Annotated in this window: 27 protein-coding genes; 1 reads left to right on the forward strand and 26 read right to left on the reverse strand. The window is 59.8% G+C overall.

Annotated elements, in window-relative coordinates:
• Nucleotides 1-32: 32 nt before the first annotated feature.
• The 9 genes from sctO to IEV58_RS05930 form a co-directional block, all read right to left on the reverse strand.
• The gene (sctO, locus tag IEV58_RS05890; RefSeq protein ID WP_188408725.1) at nucleotides 33-527 is read right to left on the reverse strand and encodes a type III secretion system stalk subunit SctO; all 495 of its coding nucleotides are present in this window, start codon (nucleotides 525-527) and stop codon (nucleotides 33-35) included.
• Nucleotides 524-1873 (reverse strand): FliI/YscN family ATPase, encoded by a 1350-nt coding sequence (locus IEV58_RS05895; protein WP_188408726.1) that lies wholly within the window; start codon nucleotides 1871-1873, stop codon nucleotides 524-526. Before IEV58_RS05895 ends, sctO begins: the two co-directional genes overlap by 4 nt.
• Entirely contained in the window at nucleotides 1870-2571 is a 702-nt protein-coding gene (sctL, locus tag IEV58_RS05900; protein WP_188408727.1) for a type III secretion system stator protein SctL, read from the reverse strand. The genes IEV58_RS05895 and sctL overlap by 4 nt, the downstream gene beginning before the upstream one ends.
• Nucleotides 2572-2583: 12 nt before the next feature.
• A complete protein-coding gene (locus tag IEV58_RS05905; RefSeq protein ID WP_188408728.1) occupies nucleotides 2584-3207 on the reverse strand; it encodes a SctK family type III secretion system sorting platform protein in 624 nt (207 codons plus the stop codon).
• On the reverse strand, nucleotides 3204-3968 hold the full coding sequence (sctJ, locus tag IEV58_RS05910; RefSeq protein WP_188408729.1) for a type III secretion system inner membrane ring lipoprotein SctJ: 765 nt from the start codon (nucleotides 3966-3968) through the stop codon (nucleotides 3204-3206). Before sctJ ends, IEV58_RS05905 begins: the two co-directional genes overlap by 4 nt.
• A 40-nt stretch (nucleotides 3969-4008) precedes the next feature.
• A complete protein-coding gene (locus IEV58_RS05915) occupies nucleotides 4009-4737 on the reverse strand; it encodes a hypothetical protein (protein ID WP_188408730.1) in 729 nt (242 codons plus the stop codon).
• A 34-nt stretch (nucleotides 4738-4771) separates the two neighbouring features.
• Nucleotides 4772-4936 (reverse strand): hypothetical protein, encoded by a 165-nt coding sequence (locus IEV58_RS05920; RefSeq protein ID WP_188408731.1) that lies wholly within the window; start codon nucleotides 4934-4936, stop codon nucleotides 4772-4774.
• Nucleotides 4937-4969: 33 nt separating this feature from the next.
• On the reverse strand, nucleotides 4970-5545 hold the full coding sequence (locus IEV58_RS05925; RefSeq protein WP_188408732.1) for a type III secretion protein: 576 nt from the start codon (nucleotides 5543-5545) through the stop codon (nucleotides 4970-4972).
• A 228-nt stretch (nucleotides 5546-5773) separates the two neighbouring features.
• Nucleotides 5774-6820, reverse strand: a complete 1047-nt coding sequence (locus tag IEV58_RS05930) for an EscU/YscU/HrcU family type III secretion system export apparatus switch protein (RefSeq protein ID WP_188408733.1) — start codon at nucleotides 6818-6820, stop codon at nucleotides 5774-5776.
• 132 nt (nucleotides 6821-6952) lie between these two features.
• On the opposite strand from IEV58_RS05930, the gene IEV58_RS05935 reads away from it, so the two are divergent.
• Nucleotides 6953-7741 carry a tetratricopeptide repeat protein gene (locus tag IEV58_RS05935; RefSeq protein ID WP_188408734.1) on the forward strand — a complete coding sequence of 263 codons (789 nt, stop codon included), beginning with the start codon at nucleotides 6953-6955 and terminating at the stop codon, nucleotides 7739-7741.
• Here the strand turns inward: IEV58_RS05935 and IEV58_RS05940 are convergent.
• The 17 genes from IEV58_RS05940 to IEV58_RS06020 all read right to left on the reverse strand — a co-directional run bounded on the left by IEV58_RS05940 (nucleotide 7719) and on the right by IEV58_RS06020 (nucleotide 19198).
• On the reverse strand, nucleotides 7719-8111 hold the full coding sequence (locus tag IEV58_RS05940; protein WP_188408735.1) for a hypothetical protein: 393 nt from the start codon (nucleotides 8109-8111) through the stop codon (nucleotides 7719-7721). The genes IEV58_RS05935 and IEV58_RS05940 overlap by 23 nt on opposite strands.
• A 26-nt stretch (nucleotides 8112-8137) precedes the next feature.
• Complete coding sequence (locus IEV58_RS05945; protein ID WP_188408736.1) at nucleotides 8138-9349, reverse strand: type II and III secretion system protein family protein; 1212 nt, start codon at nucleotides 9347-9349, stop codon at nucleotides 8138-8140.
• 227 nt (nucleotides 9350-9576) lie between these two features.
• Entirely contained in the window at nucleotides 9577-11679 is a 2103-nt protein-coding gene (sctV, locus tag IEV58_RS05950) for a type III secretion system export apparatus subunit SctV (RefSeq protein ID WP_188408737.1), read from the reverse strand.
• Nucleotides 11676-12017, reverse strand: a complete 342-nt coding sequence (locus IEV58_RS05955; RefSeq protein ID WP_188408738.1) for a tetratricopeptide repeat protein — start codon at nucleotides 12015-12017, stop codon at nucleotides 11676-11678. Before IEV58_RS05955 ends, sctV begins: the two co-directional genes overlap by 4 nt.
• Complete coding sequence (locus tag IEV58_RS05960; RefSeq protein WP_188408739.1) at nucleotides 12014-12379, reverse strand: hypothetical protein; 366 nt, start codon at nucleotides 12377-12379, stop codon at nucleotides 12014-12016. Before IEV58_RS05960 ends, IEV58_RS05955 begins: the two co-directional genes overlap by 4 nt.
• A 56-nt stretch (nucleotides 12380-12435) precedes the next feature.
• Nucleotides 12436-13365 (reverse strand): SctD/MshK family protein, encoded by a 930-nt coding sequence (locus tag IEV58_RS05965; protein WP_188408740.1) that lies wholly within the window; start codon nucleotides 13363-13365, stop codon nucleotides 12436-12438.
• Between the two features lie 115 nt (nucleotides 13366-13480).
• Nucleotides 13481-13645 (reverse strand): hypothetical protein, encoded by a 165-nt coding sequence (locus tag IEV58_RS05970; RefSeq protein ID WP_188408741.1) that lies wholly within the window; start codon nucleotides 13643-13645, stop codon nucleotides 13481-13483.
• A 626-nt stretch (nucleotides 13646-14271) separates the two neighbouring features.
• A complete protein-coding gene (locus tag IEV58_RS05975) occupies nucleotides 14272-15453 on the reverse strand; it encodes a tyrosine-type recombinase/integrase (protein WP_229729207.1) in 1182 nt (393 codons plus the stop codon).
• Nucleotides 15454-15659: 206 nt separating this feature from the next.
• Entirely contained in the window at nucleotides 15660-15806 is a 147-nt protein-coding gene (locus IEV58_RS05980; protein WP_188408742.1) for a hypothetical protein, read from the reverse strand.
• 3 nt (nucleotides 15807-15809) lie between these two features.
• Nucleotides 15810-16127, reverse strand: a complete 318-nt coding sequence (locus IEV58_RS05985; protein WP_188408743.1) for a hypothetical protein — start codon at nucleotides 16125-16127, stop codon at nucleotides 15810-15812.
• 155 nt (nucleotides 16128-16282) lie between these two features.
• A complete protein-coding gene (locus IEV58_RS05990; protein WP_188408744.1) occupies nucleotides 16283-16795 on the reverse strand; it encodes a hypothetical protein in 513 nt (170 codons plus the stop codon).
• Between the two features lie 4 nt (nucleotides 16796-16799).
• Complete coding sequence (locus IEV58_RS05995) at nucleotides 16800-17132, reverse strand: HNH endonuclease (protein WP_188408745.1); 333 nt, start codon at nucleotides 17130-17132, stop codon at nucleotides 16800-16802.
• Complete coding sequence (locus tag IEV58_RS06000) at nucleotides 17129-17299, reverse strand: hypothetical protein (RefSeq protein ID WP_188408746.1); 171 nt, start codon at nucleotides 17297-17299, stop codon at nucleotides 17129-17131. Before IEV58_RS06000 ends, IEV58_RS05995 begins: the two co-directional genes overlap by 4 nt.
• On the reverse strand, nucleotides 17296-17457 hold the full coding sequence (locus tag IEV58_RS06005; RefSeq protein WP_188408747.1) for a hypothetical protein: 162 nt from the start codon (nucleotides 17455-17457) through the stop codon (nucleotides 17296-17298). Before IEV58_RS06005 ends, IEV58_RS06000 begins: the two co-directional genes overlap by 4 nt.
• The gene (locus IEV58_RS06010) at nucleotides 17454-17852 is read right to left on the reverse strand and encodes a recombination protein NinB (RefSeq protein WP_188408748.1); all 399 of its coding nucleotides are present in this window, start codon (nucleotides 17850-17852) and stop codon (nucleotides 17454-17456) included. Before IEV58_RS06010 ends, IEV58_RS06005 begins: the two co-directional genes overlap by 4 nt.
• Nucleotides 17853-17855: 3 nt before the next feature.
• On the reverse strand, nucleotides 17856-18488 hold the full coding sequence (locus IEV58_RS06015; protein ID WP_188408749.1) for a lambda exonuclease family protein: 633 nt from the start codon (nucleotides 18486-18488) through the stop codon (nucleotides 17856-17858).
• Nucleotides 18488-19198 (reverse strand): ERF family protein, encoded by a 711-nt coding sequence (locus tag IEV58_RS06020; RefSeq protein WP_188408750.1) that lies wholly within the window; start codon nucleotides 19196-19198, stop codon nucleotides 18488-18490. The genes IEV58_RS06015 and IEV58_RS06020 overlap by 1 nt, the downstream gene beginning before the upstream one ends.
• Nucleotides 19199-19264: the final 66 nt, after the last annotated feature.

The raw sequence follows: 19264 nt of genomic DNA on the forward strand, positions 1-19264 counted from the left end.
TACAATGACAACAGAAGATATCGGTCTTTGATTTAAATTGGTTTAAGTTGGTATTGCTTGCCCGTCTGGGCGCGGTCGGCATCATCATTCTCGGTAATAATTAGGTCGCGAATTTCGTCCGCAGCATCCAATTCCTGATCATAGGTCTCAAGCTTCAGATGTTCTCGTTGCTTCTGCTTGAGATGTTCCTGGGCGGCACGGAGTTCATTGGAGCGGGAACGCATCGAGGACTGCGCCTTGGCGACCTTTTTCGCCAAGGTGTTGCCCTGGGCTTTGAAGGCATCCAGCGAGTCCTGGATGTTCTCCAGCTCATGAGGGGACATGACCTTCGAGTGGATCGAGCCTAGAATATCGCGCTCATGCTCCTGCAATGAGGTCATGTAGTCCTTGTGCTGCACGCGTGTATCCACCGCATCCCGCTCGGCCGCGCGCAGTGCGGCCTCGCTGGCTACCACGCGCTCGGCTGCCCGCGTCTCATGCAGCTTGCGCAAGGCCAGAAGCGCCTTCACGGTACGGTGCTCTTTCATTTGCAGAGCGCCTCCAGTTTGGTGACCGCGCTCGGCATGGTGTCACGCTCCGACAGCGGCTGCCGAAGAAAGGCGTTGATCTTGTCGATCTTTGCGATGGCTTCATCCGTGGCCGCGTCGGTGCCCTTGCGGTATTCGCCGACCTTGATGAGGAGTTCCACTTCCTCATAACGCGCCATCAATTCACGGATCTTGGCGGCGGCCGTGCCGTGCTTGGGCGAGATCACGGCGTCCATGAGACGGCTGCGGCTGCGCAGGACGTCGATGGCCGGAAAGTGATTGCGCTGCGCCAGGTCCATGGAAAGGATCACATGGCCATCCAGGATCGACTGGACCTCCTCCGCCACCGGGTCGAATGTGCCGTCGCCCTCCGTGAGGACGGTGTAGATGCCCGTGATCGAGCCCTTGTCCGAGGTGCCGCTGCGCTCCAGAAGACGCGGCAGCGCGGCAAAAAGGGAAGGCGGAAAACCACGCCGCGTCGGCGGCTCGCCCGCCGCTAGCCCAATTTCGCGCTGAGCGCGAGCGAACCGGGTCACGCTGTCCATGATGAGAAGGACATTCTTGCCCTTGTCGCGGAAGTATTCAGCGACCGCTGTTGCAACATGGGCCGCCTTGACGCGTTCCATGGCCGGCCGATCGGAGGTCGCGACCACCGCCACCGACTTCGCCCGCTCGGCTGACGACAGCTGTTTGTCGAGAAATTCGCGCGTTTCGCGGCCGCGCTCGCCGATCATGCCGATGACGATCACATCGGCATCGGCTCCCTTCACGATCTGTGACAGCAGCGTCGACTTGCCGACGCCGGGAGCGCCGAAGATGCCCACGCGCTGCCCCTTGGCGCAGGTCAGCAGACCGTCGAGCGCCCTTATGCCGAACTGCATGGGCTTCGAGATCAGAGTGCGCTTCAAAGGCTGCGGCGGAGCCGCATGGATGGGATAGGTCGTCTCGATGTTCTTCGGCGGCCAAGGCTCGCTGTCGAGGTTTTCCCCAAGCGGGCTGATAACACGGCCGAGAAGACCGTCGCCCACGGGGATGCGGAATTCCGATCCGCTGGGAATGACCTCGGTCGAGGTTGAAAGCCCGATCATATCGCCGATCGGCGTCAGGATCGTCATATGGTCCATCAGGCCGATTACCTCGGCCATGATCTCGCTGCCATCGGGATTGACGAGGCGGCACATTTCACCGATCCGCACATTGGGAACCGTCGCATAGACGATAACGCCCAGAACGCGCTGCACACGGCCCTTGATCGGCCGCGTATCCGTCGCCCGTGCGCTTTCCTGAAGCCGGGGCAGGAGGCGGGACAGCTTGTGGCCGAGATCGGGCGGCGACGGAGCGTTCATGAAGGTTCTCCTTCGAAGGCTTCGTCCACGTCGCCCGCCGGCGACATGCGGGGCTCTCGCTCATCCGGCAGCGCGATATCCTCGATCTCTTCGGCCTGGGCCTTCTCAAAGGCTGCCGCGATGGCTTTCAGTTGAGCCGAAACACCCGCGTTGATGGTCGCGACATCCGTCGAGACCAGACAGTCGTCGAGGCCGAGGGAGGGGTCCGCAACCACCATGATCGCATCGGGGAGATTGTCATGCTCGAGCTTTCCGATAACCTCGCGCACGCCCCCTTCACGTTCGGGGTGGACCGTCACCCGCACGAGCTTTTCAGAGGAAAAGGCGCTTAAGGCGTTGACGGCCGCACGGCCCACCACCTCACTGGCGTCAAACTCGCCCAAGATCTGATGCACAATGGACAAGGCAAGCTTGACCATCTCACCTTCGGCAGACTTCACATGGGCATTGACCTGGCGGGTGGTCTGGATCAGCAGCTTGGTCGATGCGGCGATGCCGCTGTCGCGCCCTTCGCGATAGCCCTGTTCCCGCATGCTCCGCGCCTCGCGCCGGGCATTCCGGATGTTCTCGCGCACCCGTGACTTGGCAGCGGCAAGGAAGGCATAGCCGTCTTTCCACACGGCGGCCTCGGAGGCGGGAATCACATTGCGGCCGGGTCCAGAAGGAACCTTGGTGATCTTATATTCTGGCTGGGACATGGACATACCTCGTCAAACAGCGGCCGCGCGTCGGATGATGGCCGGTCCCAGGCTGGCGATCGGCTCTTCCGAGGTGGCGTCGAGATGTTCATGAGGAGCAAGTTTCAGCCGAACCCGGCGACCCACGCCAGGCGTCTGGCTGCTGCACCAGGCGGAGAGGCATTTCCAACCGTCGTCGGCCAGGCTGGCACAGGCCTTCTCGACACTGTCGAAGGGTTGAGCCGGGCCCGCAAGATCACGGTTATGCAGGGCCAGCATCCATTGATCATCGCCAAGGCTCTTGGAGAAACCCGCGACATCCTGCGACAAGACCACGTTGCCAAGCGTGTTGCCCCAGAAAATAGCGCCGGCTCTCCGGGCAAGCTGCTCAAGCCTCTCTCCTGGCATGAGCGCAATGAGCAAATCCTCTTCGGAAGCCGGTGCTTCGGCAGGACCGAGATTGTAGGCATTGGTGATGAGGTCCGACAGCCGCTTCGCCAGCCTTGGCGTTGCGATCATCCTCTCGCACCCTTTGGCACCAATCGTCTCTCCGAAGCAGGCGGAAAACCGCTGTGGATGAATGTAGGTGACCGGGGCCGACATGAAGACGGACCAGTCCATCTCTGCTGTGCCGGGGGTGCGGACCGCGATGTTCATTTTGCCCCCGCGGCGTCCTGGAGCGGGTAAACGCGCTGGCGGCGCTGCCAAACCGTCAGCCCGATCAAGGCCCCGGCCACGATCAGGACCCCGAGCGTGATATAGAGGATGAGGCCCGACCCGAAGAAGGACCCGCTGCTGCCGGCGAGACCCGCGCCCTTGGCAGGCGCGTCATAGGCAGTGGTCACGGGCACCAGGATGGTCGAGACCTTGTCATAGGAGAGCCCGGCCACGCCGTTGGCCACCAGCATCTTGATCTGCGGCACCAGATCCTGGATCGGGGCGCTGGCGTGATGGCGAATGAAAATCGATGCCGAGGAGGGCATGAGGTTCTGCTTCAGCGGATCGTTCTCGGGCAGCACAAGGTGCACGCGGGCCGACACGACACCGTCGATATCCGATACCGTCTGCGACAGTTCCTGGCTGAGCGCGTAGATCATCTGCGCCCGTTCCTGCATCGGAGAAGCCACAAGCCCGTCCTGCTGGAAGACAGTGCCGAGCGAGGCGAACTCTTGCCGGGGCAGGCCGGCCTGCTTCAGGATCTCCACCGCCTGCGCGAACTGGGTTTCCTCGACCTGGATGGTGATGCTCTCGCCCTGACCGGCAGCGCGAGATGCTGAAATGCCGTTCTCCATCAGGACAGACGTCATCTCATTGGCCTGACGTTCATCGAGATTGGTGTAGAGATCGACCTTGCAGGCGCTCAGAAAAAAGCCAACAAGAAGCGCTGCCGCGACACGCGGGTACGAAATCCTAGACATTGCGATAGTGCCCCCTGCACCAAATTCTACGCGATGATTATTACTGACCGCGCATCAATGTGCTGACTGATGAAGAAAAGCTTTGCGAAACCTTGCTTATCAGGGTCGCCTGATAAGAAAACAGCATGACATCTCCCATAAAACTCGCCAGACCTCTCAGTTGCTCGTCGACCATACCGGTCGGCGAGTTATTATTTCCTGAAGTGACCGAAGCATCCGTGTTGAAATCGCGGCTGCCTTGACTGTCCGAGTTCGTGGGAAGGGAAACATTGGTAAATGAAGTATTGGATACGATGAATGGATTGCTGGCCGGCATGTCCGAGACGTCATGCCCCTGCGACTGCATCAGCCGGTGTTGTGTCTTCATATCGCGGTCGATGAAGTAGCTGATCGACTGAAAGGATTCCGTGATCAGCTCGGCCGGGTTGGACATGCGTGCCGCTTCCGGATCACGCATTTCGCCCGACGCCTGGGCATTGTTGAATTCGTAGATATTCTGTTCGTAGCCATCGCCGCCTTCGGCCCGGCGGGGCATGGCATAGCCGTTCGCGAAGCGATCCTGGCTGTCCGTCCGGAGGGTGTCTCCACCGGGAACGCTCTGGCCGAGGGGCTCCGATTGAGCCAAGCGGACTTCGCCGGCCCCGGCCGGTGAGGGCGTTTCAAACAGATCTTTGTTGATATCTCCCGCGCCGGCGAATGCGGCTGCATCCATCGCAGATTTGTCCAGCGGAGGTGAAATATTCGTCAGATTCTGAATAGGAAGTTCCATGATAATGCCCCCATTGCGGCCGAGCCGGCAATGATTACTCGTTCGAATTCTCTCTGATGTCTTCGGTCGTCTTCTGGATAAGTGGGAACATCAGGGTGGTGGCGAAGCTGGACATCGCACCCGCGATGACCTCGTCGAAAGCTTCGTCTTCATTGGTTGTGGTCACTTCGCCTGTATCTACGGGCGGGATCTCTGCCATTGTGTCGTCTCCCTCGGTGAGTGGTCTTTCTGGTCAGGAGTTCGCTTTTCCACCACGGAAAACGCGAACTGAAAGCGGTTTCTGCACGACATTGATTGTGGTGGTGGTCGCCTGGATTACCGCCGCCCGAAACGCGGGAGGCCCTGTGACCGCGAGCGAAACGCCGTCAGCCGCCGGGCGAACCGAGAATTTGTCATCAAGGATATTGCTGGCTTGAAGCTTTTCCATGGCGCGATCCGGAGACGGCGGCACCGGTGCGAAAACCTGCGTCGAAACTTCTGAAGCGGCGCTGATGTGCAGCAGGGCGCCGTCAAAATACCAGACAAGTCCATGATCCTTGGTGACACGCTCCAGGAAATCTCGTGGGCTCAGGCCTGAAATGCTTCCGCGGATGCGGCCACGCACGCCGTCGGTCAACCGCACCGGGATGTCGTTGTTGCGTCCGAACTCGAGAAGCGTGTCCCGGACGTTCTGGTCGACAACGACGAAGCTGTAAGGCTCCGGTGACCATTTGGGTTCAGCGGCGATAGCACTGCCGCCCGCCAGTAATGTAAATGCGGATGCAACTAACAGTCCGCGTACAGCAAATGTGGCTTTATAAGCAGGCATCCGGCTGAACCTTTAAATATCGAACTAAATTAGCTCATCTGATATTCTTCAAATGCCATTTAAATGCTTGGTGCCCTCCGCTGTCAACGCCGGTTCAGGGGTCTCTTATAAAAGCGTTAATATGAGGAACTTTAACCTTAAGAGGATGCGGGAAAGTTACGGCGTAAGGTCAAATGGAACAGCACCAATGCCTCGACTTGTGACAGTGCTGTGAATATCGCCTAAATATTAGACTTGACCCTGACGGACGAGAATCTCAGCAACTTCGGTGAAAACGTTGCGATTGATCCTTTCGCCCGGACGATGGCCTTGCGCCAGGCGGCGGGCGAGGTTGGGGTTGCGAACTAGCGGTGCCTGGGTCTGCGCGCGAATGTCCCCCGGAGACGGCAATGCGCCTTCGGGGGAGAGGGAAACCACGACTGGAATGGGGGTCTGGCCCGCCTTGTAGCGAATGCCGATCACACGTTCATCCCCCATGATGACGACGGTCGCATGCTGCAGCCCGCGCCAGACCTTTCCGTCGGCGGCAGCCTTGTTGCGCAGGCGCCGCTGCTCGCGGCGGATCAGCGGGTTGCCGTCCTGGTTCTTTGTCTCCTGTTTCATCTCCGTGCGGGTCATGCGCATTTCACGCAGAAACAGGGCGCGTTGCACCAGAAGGTCGATGCCGCCTACGATCAGAAAGGCGATGATGCCGACGATCGCAATGGGAAGCAACACGTCGAAGAAGACCGGGCCCAGGCAGTCCTCTCCGCAGACGGGCAAGCGGACGAGGGTGTTGATGCTGGTGTAAATGAGGATAATGAAGGCGGCTGTCAGCGCGACGACCTTGATCAGGCTCTTCATAAAATCGGTCAGGTTGCGCAAGGAGAAGATGCGCTTGAAGCCCTCCGCCGGATTGAGACGCTGGAACTGGGGCTTTAGAGGCTCGGTTGAAAAAACGGGGCCGAACGTGCTGACGAAACCGCTGATAATGAAGATGCCGACGACCACCAGGAAGAGCGGCACCGCCATGTAGAGCAATACAGTCCGAAACATATCGAGGCCCATCAGGAGCCCTTCATCGAACGGCCGGAGATAAAATGTCGGCGCGGCATCGAAGAAGCGGAGCATCCGTTCATAGACGCTGCCCCAGAAAACATAGATGAAGAGAAGCCCGATCACGATGTGAGCGGCGGTTATGAATTCGGTACTGTGTGCCACCTGGCCCTTTTTGCGCGCTTCCCGAAGTTTGCGCTTCGAGGCCGGTAGTGACCGTTCTTCCGATGAATTTTCCAACGCAGTCTACCGTTGCACACAGGATCAGGAGTTTAAAAATATCCCGGTTGATCCTGCTGTGGCAATATTGGGCACCGGTATCGATTCGCGAAATATTGCTTTTTACGAAGACTTTCTGGAGTTGAAGTTAACATGATCATGCCCCGCCGCCTGGTCATTCCCGTTTGTTCTGCCCTTCTTGCGGCGTGCACTCAAACCCAGCCCCCCTCGGCTACCCCAGAAGCGCAGAGCGTGATCGGTATTGCGCAGGATATCGAGCGGAAGGGTGATGATGTAACGGCATTGGCGGTCTACATGCGCGCCAGCGAACTGGCTCCGGACGACCCCGGTGTTCTGGTGAAGATTGGCGATCTGCATGCCCGGAACAGGCGTTACACGGCGGCGGGAGCAGCCTACCAAAAGGCGATTTCGCTGTCCCCTCAAAAGCCGGCCGCCGACGCACTGATCGGGTTGGGCAACGTTCAGGTGGCGAGCGGTGACGTCGCCGCGGGAACGGCGAGCCTTGATAGGGCGGCCGAAGTGGCTCGCACGGCATCGCAGTATAATCGCCTCGGCGTCGCGCAGACACAGGCCGGCCTGTTCGACAAGGCAATCCTGTCATACAGGAAGGCGCTGGAATCCCGGGAAGACATCGACACCGGCACCAATCTCGCGCTTGCCATGGCTCTGGCCGGTCGCCACGACGAGGCCATCGAGCTGATGGAACGGATCGTCAAGGCTCCAACCGTTCAAACGCGTCATAAGGCCAATTACGCGTTGATTCTCGCCGTTGCAGGCAAGGAAGACGCAGCGCGGGGCGTGCTGCCAGAGTCCATGCCAAAAAGTGATGTTCAGGCTGTATTGAGCGGCGCGCGCAATATTCGCGGCACAGCGGATGCCAGCCAGCGCGGAAAGGCGCTCAGCGTGCTGTTTGCGGGGTGATATCCTGCGTACGCGGCTCCTCTGAGGAGCGGACCTTGCCCTCAAGGTACTCGCGCTGGGCGCGGGTGGCCGACTGTGCCGGGGCGGGCCCCATCCGGCGGCCATAGACAAGATCCCGCTCGCTCTCGACCATCCGCTGCAGGTTGTAAGCGTTGGCGCATCCCGGAGGCAGCACGCCGAAAGCCTCCGCTTCGGCTGACCAGGCGCAGCTATCGGGCATCAGGGTCGTAACAGGGCGGCCATCGGGCCCCGGGACTTCCGCGTAGCTGTAGCGCGGCGAGTAGGGGGGGAATTCGTCGGGGCTCACGCATCCCGCCAGGGCAAGGCCGATTGCGGCGAGCACGGCTGGAGATCTGAGGACGCGGTTCATGGCTGGCGCTGAGCTGGGTTGACGGTTCATTTCACGACCAATCCATAGGCTTTCGATGTCCTGGGCGCCGGAGCGGAACCGGCCAGTGCCGCTTCTTCCAGAGGCGTTGAGAGCGATTTATCGGACACCGGCTCCACCAGATAAGGGGTGATCAGGATGACAAGCTCGGTCTCGTCGCGCTGATAGCGCTTTGAATTGAAGAGGCTTCCGAGGACCGGCACATCGCCGAGGATCGGGAACTTGGAAAGCTCCTGCGACATGTTGCGTTGAAAGAGACCGGCGATGGCAAAGGTCTGGCCGCTGGCCGCCTCCACCGTCGTGTCCGCGCGCCGGATGTTGAAGGCTGGCATGGCAAAGCCGTTGAGCATGACGGCGCCGGTCGACGACAACGTGCTGACCTCGGGACGGATGCGCAGGCCGATGCGATTGCCCTTCATCATGGTCGGCGTGAAAAGGAGGGAAACCCCGAAGGGCTTGTAATCGATGGTGATGCGTTCATCCCCCTGCGGCACCGGCACTGGAATCTCGCCGCCGGCCAGGAAGCTTGCTGTCTGTCCCGTCACCGCCGTCAGGTTCGGCTCGGCCAATACGGAAAGGATTCCCCTCCGCTTGAGGGCATCCACCAGGACATCGATGTTGACGCTGCCGGTTTTGAAGCGCGCGCGTATCCCGCCCTCTTCGCTGGGGAAGGGGTTGTTTCTCAAAACACCGAACGAGAAATTGCCGACACCTGCGACCGCGCTCCAGTTGATCCCAAGGGACTCCAGGCCGTTGCGCGACACCTCCGCAAAACGGACGCGGATGTTGACCTGCTGCGAGCCTTGGAAGGCTCCTGCATTGAGCGCGGGTTCCTCGGCTGTGGCATGAGCCTGAGCGACATTGTCGAGGTCGATTGCCTGATCGATGTTCGCGGCCGTTCCACGCACCACCGGACGACTTCCGAAGAAGGTGATGTCGGGGTTGGCGGTCAGTCGTAGCTCGTTGCTGGCTTCTTCCGTGGTGGCGGTATCGATTTTGACGTGAAGCTTCAGCGCCGTCTTGATGCGTTTGTCAGCCGTCATGGCGACAAGATCGGTGGTGCCGACCTTGGTGCCGTAGATATAGATCACATCGTCCGACACCACCTTGAGATCGGCAATGGCGGGATCTGAAAGAACAACGGATTCCACGGGTTCATCGAACTTGAGGATGCGCCCCTGGCTGACGGGAAGCTCAATCTCGGTGGACGAGCCTGGCAAAATCTCAAGTGGTGCTGACCACGCGGGCAGCACCAATGCAAATCCGGAGAGGAGGAAGGCGACAGCCGCGATTCCGCTTCGAACGGAATTGCTCCTTCGCCCGACGGTGCGGCCACGCCTGCATGAAGCAGAGAGCCTTACGAATACGCTCACAGACGTCCCCCTAGCCGCCATAACCACACGCTCATAAGAGCTTGTTAGGCTTAACGCCGGATTAATGAGGGACGCTAAACGGTTTCCGGGGCAGGTGTTCTGGCCTCGGAACCAGTCGTCGGAGCCGCAGCCTGAATCGTGCTGATGGTCTGGATGTTAAACTCCGGCGCCAGCTCCTGATAGGACAGGACCGCCAGATCGATATCGTTGCGGGCCAGCACGTTCCGGACGTTGCGGCGTGCGTCCGGCGTCGTCAGAATCACCGGCTTGACTTCGGGAGCGGTGTCGGCAATTGCCGCCCGGATCTGCTCGATGATTGGCCGCACCGAATTGGTTTCCGCTTGCGGCGACGTGCTGCCGCCAGGAACCGGGCGGTCGGTTCGCAGCAGATCCTCCACACGGCGTTCCAGTGTGAAAGCCGGGATGACGCGATTGGCATTGGCCCAGCGGAAGCTGATCTGCCGCTTCATGGCGGTGCGGACGCGTTCGGTGATAACCGCGACGTCCTTTTCGCCGGCGCTTTCAGCCAATGCTTCCAGGATGATTCGCAGGTGACGGATTGAGACCTGCTCTTCCACCAGGCGGCGCAGGACATCGGCGATCTTCTGAAGCGGAACGGCCTGCTGCGCCTCTTTGACCAACTCGCTATAGGTCTGCTCCATCGTGCCGATGAGGTCCCGGGTCTCCTGGATGCCGATGAAATTGGCCGCGTAACGCCGCAGCATATGCGCAAGACACAGGCCAATGATCTCATGGGTATCGAGAAAGCCGATGCCGGCGCGCTCCAACTCGCCGCGATAGCTTTTCTCGATCCAGATGGTCTTGGACAGGCCTGCGATTTCCGCTCCCTCCTCATAAGGGACGGTCAGAAGATCGAGATGCATCTGGTCATCGCGGAGAAGGACGCGATCGGATGGGATGTCCACGGCCACCACCGGCACCGCCGCAAGGTCGATGCGCAACTGATCTTCGCCAACATTGGTTGCGCTGCGGATCTCGATGGCTGGCGGCTGCACGCCAAGATCATTGTAGAAGTCCTGCCGTACGAGATTGGCATGTTCCTGGAACAGATTTTGTGGCACCGCCGCTGCCAGATTTTCGCCCATGTAGATCTGGACCTGGTGGCGCGAACGCTCGGGCTTTGCCTCCACCACCGCGACGTCGCTGATGGCAGCCTTCGATTCCGCCTCGGCACGGATTATCCGTCGACGGAGCAGGAAGGCGCCAACGCCGAGAAGCGCGGCCAATGTGAGGAAAATCGCGGTCGGGAACCCAGGGATGAAGCCCAGGGCGAAGATGAGGAAAGCGGCGATACCCAGGACGCGAGGGTCCTTCAGCGTCTGGGCCGAGATGTCGGAGCCGAGGTCCAGCGATTCGGCGGAGGATACGCGCGTCACGATGGTGCCGGCGGCAACGCAGATAATGAGTGCTGGAATCTGTGCGATCAGGCCTTCGCCGATGGTCAGCAGGGTATAGGTGTGACCGGCATCGGCGAAACTCATGTCCCGCTGCGCCATGCCGATCGCGAGACCACCGATCATATTGATGACGATGATGATCAGGGTGGCGATGGCGTCACCCTTCACGAACTTCATGGCGCCATCCATGGCGCCGTAGAGCTGGCTCTCCTTTTCCAGGAGGCGGCGCAGATTGCGCGCCTCGGCCTGGGTGATGTCGCCGTTGCGCAGATCGTTATCGATGCTCATCTGCTTGCCCGGCATGCCGTCCAGGCTGAAGCGCGCCGCCACTTCCGCGACGCGCTCGGCGCCCTTGGCGATGACGATGAACTGCGCCACGGAAATGATGAGGAAGATCACGATACCGACGGCGATGTTGCCGCCGATGACGAAATTACCGAGCGAGGCGATGATGTCGCCGGCATTGGCGTCGAGCAGAATAAGACGTGTCGTTGAGATCGATAGTGCGAGCCGGAACAGAGTCGTGATCAGCAGCACCGATGGCAGGGCGGAGAAGTCGATCGGCCGCGCCACATAGAAGGTCACCAGCAGGATCACGACGCTCGCCGACACGTTCAGCGTGATCATCAAGTCGATCACGAACGTCGGAAGCGGGATGATCATCATCACGATCGCCACCATGATAAAGGCGGCGACGACGATGTCGCTTCGGCGGGAGGCGGCGATAAGCGTATTCTGAATACTGCTGAGCTTGATCATGCTGGAACCTTATGGTCGCGCAAATCAACAAAATCGCGAAATATATGACGGGCCTGCTCGGCTTCGCCTCGCAGCCACAATGCCTTGCTCTTCAAAAGGGTGAGGGTCGTCAGATCAGTGTCTATTTTTTCCAGCTGCTCGATGACGCCGAGCGCGTTATCGGCGGCGTTGTCGCGCAGATAGACATTGGCGAGCGTGCGCAGGATCTGCGGATTGTCTGGATCAAGATGAGAGGCCAGCAGCAGGAGCACGATCGCGCGCTGCGTATGGCCGAATTCGCCGTACATATAGCCGAGCGAGTGCAAAAGCTGGACGCCGTCCTGGGAACGCTCGTTCACCACCGCGCTCCCTCGTGTCGCTGGTCCTGGATCGCCCAGTAGCGATTGAGCTCCTCATTGATCACGCCACGGATCTTGGCGCTCATCTCCTCGCCAAAAAGGCTGTCATCGACGCCTTCGGAGATGTCCTTCAGAAGCGAAGTGAATTTGCCGCCGTGAAAGATGCTCGCATCCGAGACGCGGGGCATGACGTAATCGACGATCTCAGCTTTCAGGGATTGGGGGACTTCGGAAGCCTCGCCCCGGCTCGTGCGGAGAAGAGCCTCGAATTCCTGAAAGGCGGGGTGCAGTTCCGACGATCGTGCGATGGCATCCGATAAGACGACATCAAGTCGAAGTGGCCCCAGAACCTGATCATTCATGTCCAACCCCCGTTGAGCGATACGGATACTCTGCCCTAATGAGAGCTTAGGTGGAGTTAATAGGTCAGCCGAAACTCTTCGGAGCCCTTGGCAAGGATGATGCGATCCTTGGCGATCGAGCGTACGGACCAGCCGCTGTTGAGGGATGCACCCTCGTAATAGCGCTTGCCGTCACTGGCGATCATATAGGGATTGTTGCCGTACCAGACGGCCTGGACCGACACCGGTGGGCGCGCTGGGCGGCGGTTCGTCTCGACCATGGAGACGAGGCTGGCCTTGCCGCCATACGAGCGATCGAACCAGGTCATGACATCGATCCAAACCCCATGCTTGTCAGGGGCGATGGAACCGGTAGCTACAATGTCATTGCCGCTTGGAGCCAGCTTGATGCCCTCGAGGCCGGCGGTCTGGATCCGCTTCTGCAGGTTCGGAACGATGGTTTCTTCGGCCTGAACGGTGTTCGAGATGTTATCGGGCGCGCTTTCGGCGGACAGGCGCTGAACCTCGGCTGTGCGGGGCGAGACGGCGGCGGACTCCACATCTGGCCGCGACGCGATGCCGACGATCAGAAGCGCGGGGATCAGGATGGCGGCCGCCACCGGAACGGCGAGGCGTGATGCCATCTGCCCGATCGTTGGCTCCGAGGCGCCGTCTCGCGACAGCCGCAGCTGTGCCTGTCCTATGGACATTGTTATGGGTAGGCGCAGGCGTGCGCCCTGCTGCGCCGTGAGCACAAGTCCGTTGCCGAGTTCCACCTCGTGGCTCTGCGTCTCAACATGAACGGCATTGCCGTCAATCCGGATGCGGGCATGATCCGCGGCGACGCCCTCGTCGCGCAGAATGATGTCCGAATCCGGCGCGGATCCAATGCGATAACTCTTGCCCTTCAGATCGATGGAAGTGCCCCGATGCAGGCCTGAGACGATATCCAGCGTCGGAGATGAATCGCCCGTGTCCGGCGAAAGCCAGGTGAGAATCCTGTTCATATTGCCCCGCATTCAATAAAACTGATTTTGAAATAGGAACGCCCGCGCCATGCGATGAGTAGCAAGGCAGGCGCGGGCGACAGAGAAGCGAATTGTTTTCGTGTTGAAGGGCGGATTACGCCCTCGTGCTCTGCGCGATGGTGCTGCCCGTCTTGTACGGAACCTGCGCTTCGGCAAACTGAACGTTCACTTCCATGGCCCAAGCCATCAGCTCTTCCATGCGCGCGGCCGCTGCGTCAACGCGGGCCTGGGCGTCACTGGTTCCACCTGTATCGGTCATTGGTCTGCTCCTCAGTTGGTCGTTCGAAGAGGCCGCCGATCACTTCGTCATCAGGTCGGCTCCGAATATCCCTAACGTACCGTTACTTTCTTTTTTCGTAAAGCTTTCAATAGCCGATAACTTGATCAACCGCCTGTAAAGGTTAATATTGAAGGAAGTTGCGATAGCAACAAAATGGATATTTATCTAGAATGTCAAGGGGCAGGGGCGATTAGTCTTGGAGGCGCGGCCGGTCTAATTGCGTTTATATTACAAAATTATAACGCTAACAAAAATGGTTCATGAAGAGAGGGGGAGGGGCATGAGAAATTTGACCTCTTATTGAAGGTCATACTTCGGTGTGCCGCTGTGGAGGTCAGCGCCTCCAGATATGTCCAATATTATAGGCATTAATAGGTCGGGAATGCAAATTGTAGAGATATTCCGCACCGCACGTCTGGATGCTTCGGTTATGCTGCACGTGCGAAGAGTATAGCAGAAAGTATCACTGCAGCAGCAATTGATGCATTCCCGATTGAGACGGGAACAGCGATCTGCTGCCCTCGTGTGTCATCCTGAGGGGGAGAAACTGGTCGGAGTGATAGGATTTGAACCTACGACCCCCTCGTCCCGAACGATGGTGTACCTCATCGCTTCCCTCCATAATGAGCAATCTTCGTCACGTTGGATTCCGCATGTTCACGTTTGGTCCCGCCCATCTTTTCGGTATCTTTTCGGTGGGACAGGTTGCGCTTGGCGCCCGCCATATAATCCGGATGGTGATGGCCGTAGGTCTGCAGCAGGGTCTCCAGGCTCATCCCCAGGTAGCCAGCAGCTTCCCAAGGATCGGTACCGGCCTGCATCAGCCATGTTGCGGCCGTATGGCGTAGGGTGTGCGGAGTGGCCTTCACCTTCGCATCTTGCGCGTTGCGGCGAAATGCGATCTTCACCTCTCGCACCGGCTCCCCGTTGAAATCCACAGGATGAATCATGCCCATGCGCTCCCATCGGCGCAGGTGGGCCATCAACCGATCGGGCAGCGGCACAGGGGGGCGGCGCTTGTTCGTCTCGGTGGCGGCAACGGGGCGGCGGTAGAAAAGGCGGCGCTCGATATCGATCCAGCCGAAATTGTCGAGCGCGCTATCAAACGATGAGCGGCATACGGCACCTGGGCGCGTTCCGGTATAAAGGGCAATCAGGATGAAGCGAGCGACATGCCGGCGCCGGTAGCGGCGCGTCGCCGCGCCCTGCTGCACTTCCTTATAGCGCCAGGCCGTCCATAGCAGCTTTGCCACCTCGGAGCGCGTCAGCCAGTTGCGGCGAGCTTCAGCCTTCCGCGGCAGGGTCACTTCGACCACTTCACGGCACAGACCCTCACGGCGGTGATAGGTGATGGCCGCGCGCATGTCTTCCAGCTCGCGCCGTGCGGAGGAATTGCCCCGGTGCGCCGCGTACTGCTGGCAGGTCGAGCGCGTCACATCGGAAAGGCGCTTATCGCCCCACCACTTCAGCAATTCGCCAATGCGCGCGCCGGTCTCATGCGGGCGGGCGTGGTTTGGAGCCACGTCGCTGGCATAGATGGCGAGCACGTCAGCCATCATGACCTCAGATGCACTACGGTCGCGGGGGCGGTCTTTGAGGCGCTTTTCCGCGATGTAGCGGGCGAGGGCTTCTTCAGCCTCTCCACGGCGATCCGGGCCGCATCCAGTGCTGCGTTTGATTCCGTCGTCGAGGACGACATAGACGGCGCGCTCGATGCTGCCGTTCTTGTGCCGGCGCTCGGGCTGGAGCCAGAGCCTGGGGCCTTTGGTGACGCGTTGGCGCGGCATATCGTTCTCATCTCTTCAATGGCGCGGAGCGTGGTGAACTGCTTGCCGGCGATGACCTCGACCATGAGGCGACCACGGCGAATCTCATTGCGAAGGCCGCTAACGGTCATACCGCCGGTGGGAAATGCCAACTCCACAGCTTCGGTCAGCCGCAGCGGCGTGTCCATAGTCACTCGGGTCTCGTCATATGCCCTCGCTCCCATGGCCTATTCCTTTCCGAAGGTCAGAGGGTTGCGCCGGGCCTCGCATGATCGAGACAACTCTAGGAGCGCGACACCAACTGGTAATCCCAGCAGAAACGGAATGGCCGCGCCGAACAGAAGCTTTTCAGGAATGATCCAGAGCTTGCGCATGGCCTATTCCTTTTCCGGTGGGGTGGGGGACGCGGGAGCTTTCCGACCGGTCAGGTATCCGTAGATTTCGTTGTCAACAAAGACAGCGACCTCTGGAGACCCAGCGTCTCGCAGTGCCCGGCGAACCAAGTCACGCAGGCGGTTTAAGGCTTCGATGGCTGCATCAAGGTCTCTCCCGCGCTGCCGCAGAATGTCCTCGAGCGAATTCTCGAGCGCTTTGATCTTATCCTCTCGAGCGTCCAGATCCTTGGCCCGCTTGTGCAGATCATTCGCCATCATGTGCCGGGCCACATCTTCTTGGCCTTTGCGACTGCCGAACATCTATTCTCTCCCTTCTGAGAGAGCGGCGTCGGAGCTCTTCTGCTTTTTGTACCAAGCCAGCCACTTTACCTCGTCAGGCGTGAGAGGGCGGTCAAGCGCCTCAAGGATGGCTCGGTACAGCGCCTTCTGACGCTCCCACATGCGCTCCACCATAGTCATCTGTCTTCTCCTGTGAGAGCGGCGCGGCGGGCTGACTTCTTGCCCGAGATCGCATTGCCGCGAGGCCGTAGAGGGCGTGTCAGGGCGTCTTCAATCGACATCCCGTATCTGTCGATCCTTGCGGCCACTATGCGAGGTGAAAGGCCATGGGACATTGCAGCCTCGGCCAACAGGACATTCCTTCCGCCGACCATCTCGCGGCGGTTATTCCTGCGATTGAAGGACTGTTCCTTGGTCGTCGCCCACCGGCAGTTCTCGGGAGTGTAATTGCCATTCTGGTCAATGCGATCTAGCGTGCAGCCCTCGGGCCTGGCGCCCATATCATCCATGAAGCAGTCAAAGCCGTATTGCCCCGGCACGCCGAACCGCCACCTGTCGCAGACCTGTATTCCGCGGCCGCCATAGTTGTGAAAGTCCTTATGCGAAGGCTGGTAGCACCTCGCCTTCATCCCGATGTAGGTCACGTAGCTTCCATCCTTCGGAAACCTGAAGGGCCTTTTGTTGGGCATGGCCTCACCTTTCCCTGCTCGCCCGGACGGGCGTGCCGTCGAACTTCTGCCAGCCTTTGATCTTCTGCTTGTTGCGTCGGATCCCGCGTGCGGCGTCCCGCTGCCGCTTCATCTTCGCGATTTGCGGCACGTCCTGCTTTGATGTCTTGTGCTTGTGGCAGGGGTGGCAAAGAACCTGGCAGTTCTCCAAGGTCGCTTCACCGCCTAGGGCACACGGTAGGATGTGGTCATAGTGGAACTCACCGAAGCGCAGACGCATGCCGCATTCTTCGCAGTGGCCGTTCGCCCGTGCGGCTGCATCGCGCTTGGTGGGGTTTGAGAACTCGCGGCGGCTCATCCCTGCCTCCACAGCTTCAAGTCCATGGCGAGGATCAGAAGACCGACGACACAGCAAAGCGCGAAGGCATAAGCCGCCGAACACCAGAAGCCCCTTTCGAGGGCGAGCAGCCCGAAGAATACGCCGATAGGTAGACCTTGCAGAACGCCGACGACGAAGCGCCTCATCCCCGCCTCCCATTCATCGCATCCCAAACCACCCGCTTCTCATCCTGTAGGAGAGAAGACAGAACCTCTTTGTTGCTCTCGATGAACTCGGGCATCTCTCCGGGTGAGGGAGGGCAGGCCGTGATGACCTTGAGGACGAAATAGCCGGTCTGGGTCATGCCGCCCTCGCTTGATCGTCGTGGAAAACGACGCCGTTGTTTGCGCCCCAGGCGAAGATCACTTCGATCAGGTCTGACATTTCCTGCTTCGACAGATCCGATGAGGACCGGCCGAGAGAGACAAAACCGTTCCCTTCAAGGTTCGGCACCATGCGAACCTCACGCTTGAGAGCGTCGAGGAACAGCAGCTTCCAATCATCCGGCGCGAGCTTGATGCCGTGATAGGTCATCTGGCTGGCGATATCGGTGAGCATCGCCCACATGCGGTCATTCTGCGGGAGGGACCGCTTAGAGGCCGCGAAGGTGACGCGCGTGTTCCACGGGGCTTTCATGACCCACTGCGCGGCCTTCTGCTTGTCAGCTTGGCTGGTGAGTACGACGGTTGCGCGTCCCATGTCTCACCCCGCTGCCATCAAGGGTGGCGCATAGGCGTGGCGAAGCGCGGCGATCTTTCCATCCAGTTCAGACAGAAACTCCGTGACCTCGCGCTCTAATTCCGCGATGCGCTCTTCGTCCCGATGCACACGCTGCACGAACAACCGCATATCGGCAGGCATCCGCGGATCGTAGGATACGAAATCGCACCACGCGCGGCCCGTGCAGGCCATCTGCCACTGCATCTGCGTGACGTACTTCTCCGGCACCTTCTGGCCTAGAAGCGTCTCGATGTGGGTGGAGGTGTTCGGGCACTTGATCTCAACCAAGCCATCGTCACCGACCAAGCCGTCGGGGCTCGCGCCTGTCTCCGCAATGCGGGGATGATCGACAAAGCCGACTTCCTCAATATCCGCATCGCGATAGAAGCAATATGCGGAACGGGCTTCGGCCTCGGTGTCGGTGCCCCACTGCATCTCCCGGCTGTTGAAGGTTTCGGCCTTTACGCCGGTCAGGCGCTCGCAGATGAGCTGCGCCATATAGTTGGCGCGGGAGGCGCTGTAGCCGCTCTTTGTCCTAGCGACGACATCAGCAACACGCGATGCCGTGACCTTGCCAAGCCGCGCCTGATCCCATTCGTCGGTGCGCTGGTCCATCACTTGGCCCTCTTCGCGTTGAGCATGCGAACAGCGGCGTCGAAGTCCCTGGCCGGCAGGTCAGAAAGGCGTTCAATCTTGGCGTAGGCCATGAAGCGCTTTTCGTCGGCTGCGACTTCCTGCATCAGGTCACGCAGGGCCAGTTCCTGCTCGTCACTGATGGTCTCGGCATCCTTCACTGCCTTGCCATCATCATCCTCGGCGGCAGCAAGGCCCAGCATCTGAACCAGCGTGTAGCGTTGCAGGTACGTCAGCGTTGATCCGATGGCCTGAATGGCGTTCTTGTTGCCGCTCGTGTCCGCAGGCCCGGAAAGCGTTGTTTCCTCGCTGTGCCCTGCCTTGTGCGACAGGATGCACGTCACGCTGATGCGGTCGGTCTGCGAGGTGCGGAAGCGATAGGAAAGGCCATACTTGCCAAGGATCGGATCAATGGTTGATGCGATGGCGGCAAAGTCGGCATACTTCTTCTTGTTGTGGCCCTCGCGGTTGCGGATGATAGCGGGAATCTCAGCCTTCGCGTTGGCAATGGCCTCGTCAAAATCCTTGCGCGCCTCTGCCTTCTCGAACCTGTCGCGCAAGTCCATCATGCGCTCGACAAGCTCAAGGTTGCCGCTGTCGGCAGCGCGGCTTATCAGTTCCATGTGATCGATGGAACGAGCGACGGGCGCCTGAGAGGCGGCGACTTCATGCTTCGTGACAGCGTTGCTCATGAGGGCACCAGAATGTTTGAGAGGTAGAAGCCAGTCGGGACGAAAGCCGTGGCTGCAAAGAGCCAG

Source organism: Agaricicola taiwanensis, from assembly GCF_014635245.1.
In the GTDB taxonomy this organism is placed as follows: domain Bacteria; phylum Pseudomonadota; class Alphaproteobacteria; order Rhizobiales; family Methylopilaceae; genus Agaricicola; species Agaricicola taiwanensis.

Coding starts and splice junctions, on each gene's coding strand:
- sctO (WP_188408725.1), bottom strand. CDS start 527: ATGAAAGAGCACCGTACCGTGAAGGCGCTTCTGGCCTTGCGCAAGCTG.
- IEV58_RS05895 (WP_188408726.1), bottom strand. CDS start 1,873: ATGAACGCTCCGTCGCCGCCCGATCTCGGCCACAAGCTGTCCCGCCTC.
- sctL (WP_188408727.1), bottom strand. CDS start 2,571: ATGTCCCAGCCAGAATATAAGATCACCAAGGTTCCTTCTGGACCCGGC.
- IEV58_RS05905 (WP_188408728.1), bottom strand. CDS start 3,207: ATGAACATCGCGGTCCGCACCCCCGGCACAGCAGAGATGGACTGGTCC.
- sctJ (WP_188408729.1), bottom strand. CDS start 3,968: ATGTCTAGGATTTCGTACCCGCGTGTCGCGGCAGCGCTTCTTGTTGGC.
- IEV58_RS05915 (WP_188408730.1), bottom strand. CDS start 4,737: ATGGAACTTCCTATTCAGAATCTGACGAATATTTCACCTCCGCTGGAC.
- IEV58_RS05920 (WP_188408731.1), bottom strand. CDS start 4,936: ATGGCAGAGATCCCGCCCGTAGATACAGGCGAAGTGACCACAACCAAT.
- IEV58_RS05925 (WP_188408732.1), bottom strand. CDS start 5,545: ATGCCTGCTTATAAAGCCACATTTGCTGTACGCGGACTGTTAGTTGCA.
- IEV58_RS05935 (WP_188408734.1), top strand. CDS start 6,953: ATGATCATGCCCCGCCGCCTGGTCATTCCCGTTTGTTCTGCCCTTCTT.
- IEV58_RS05940 (WP_188408735.1), bottom strand. CDS start 8,111: ATGAACCGCGTCCTCAGATCTCCAGCCGTGCTCGCCGCAATCGGCCTT.
- sctV (WP_188408737.1), bottom strand. CDS start 11,679: ATGATCAAGCTCAGCAGTATTCAGAATACGCTTATCGCCGCCTCCCGC.
- IEV58_RS05960 (WP_188408739.1), bottom strand. CDS start 12,379: ATGAATGATCAGGTTCTGGGGCCACTTCGACTTGATGTCGTCTTATCG.
- IEV58_RS05965 (WP_188408740.1), bottom strand. CDS start 13,365: ATGAACAGGATTCTCACCTGGCTTTCGCCGGACACGGGCGATTCATCT.
- IEV58_RS05970 (WP_188408741.1), bottom strand. CDS start 13,645: ATGACCGATACAGGTGGAACCAGTGACGCCCAGGCCCGCGTTGACGCA.
- IEV58_RS05975 (WP_229729207.1), bottom strand. CDS start 15,453: ATGCCGCGCCAACGCGTCACCAAAGGCCCCAGGCTCTGGCTCCAGCCC.
- IEV58_RS05980 (WP_188408742.1), bottom strand. CDS start 15,806: ATGCGCAAGCTCTGGATCATTCCTGAAAAGCTTCTGTTCGGCGCGGCC.
- IEV58_RS05985 (WP_188408743.1), bottom strand. CDS start 16,127: ATGTTCGGCAGTCGCAAAGGCCAAGAAGATGTGGCCCGGCACATGATG.
- IEV58_RS05990 (WP_188408744.1), bottom strand. CDS start 16,795: ATGCCCAACAAAAGGCCCTTCAGGTTTCCGAAGGATGGAAGCTACGTG.
- IEV58_RS05995 (WP_188408745.1), bottom strand. CDS start 17,132: ATGAGCCGCCGCGAGTTCTCAAACCCCACCAAGCGCGATGCAGCCGCA.
- IEV58_RS06000 (WP_188408746.1), bottom strand. CDS start 17,299: ATGAGGCGCTTCGTCGTCGGCGTTCTGCAAGGTCTACCTATCGGCGTA.
- IEV58_RS06005 (WP_188408747.1), bottom strand. CDS start 17,457: ATGACCCAGACCGGCTATTTCGTCCTCAAGGTCATCACGGCCTGCCCT.
- IEV58_RS06010 (WP_188408748.1), bottom strand. CDS start 17,852: ATGGGACGCGCAACCGTCGTACTCACCAGCCAAGCTGACAAGCAGAAG.
- IEV58_RS06015 (WP_188408749.1), bottom strand. CDS start 18,488: ATGGACCAGCGCACCGACGAATGGGATCAGGCGCGGCTTGGCAAGGTC.
- IEV58_RS06020 (WP_188408750.1), bottom strand. CDS start 19,198: ATGAGCAACGCTGTCACGAAGCATGAAGTCGCCGCCTCTCAGGCGCCC.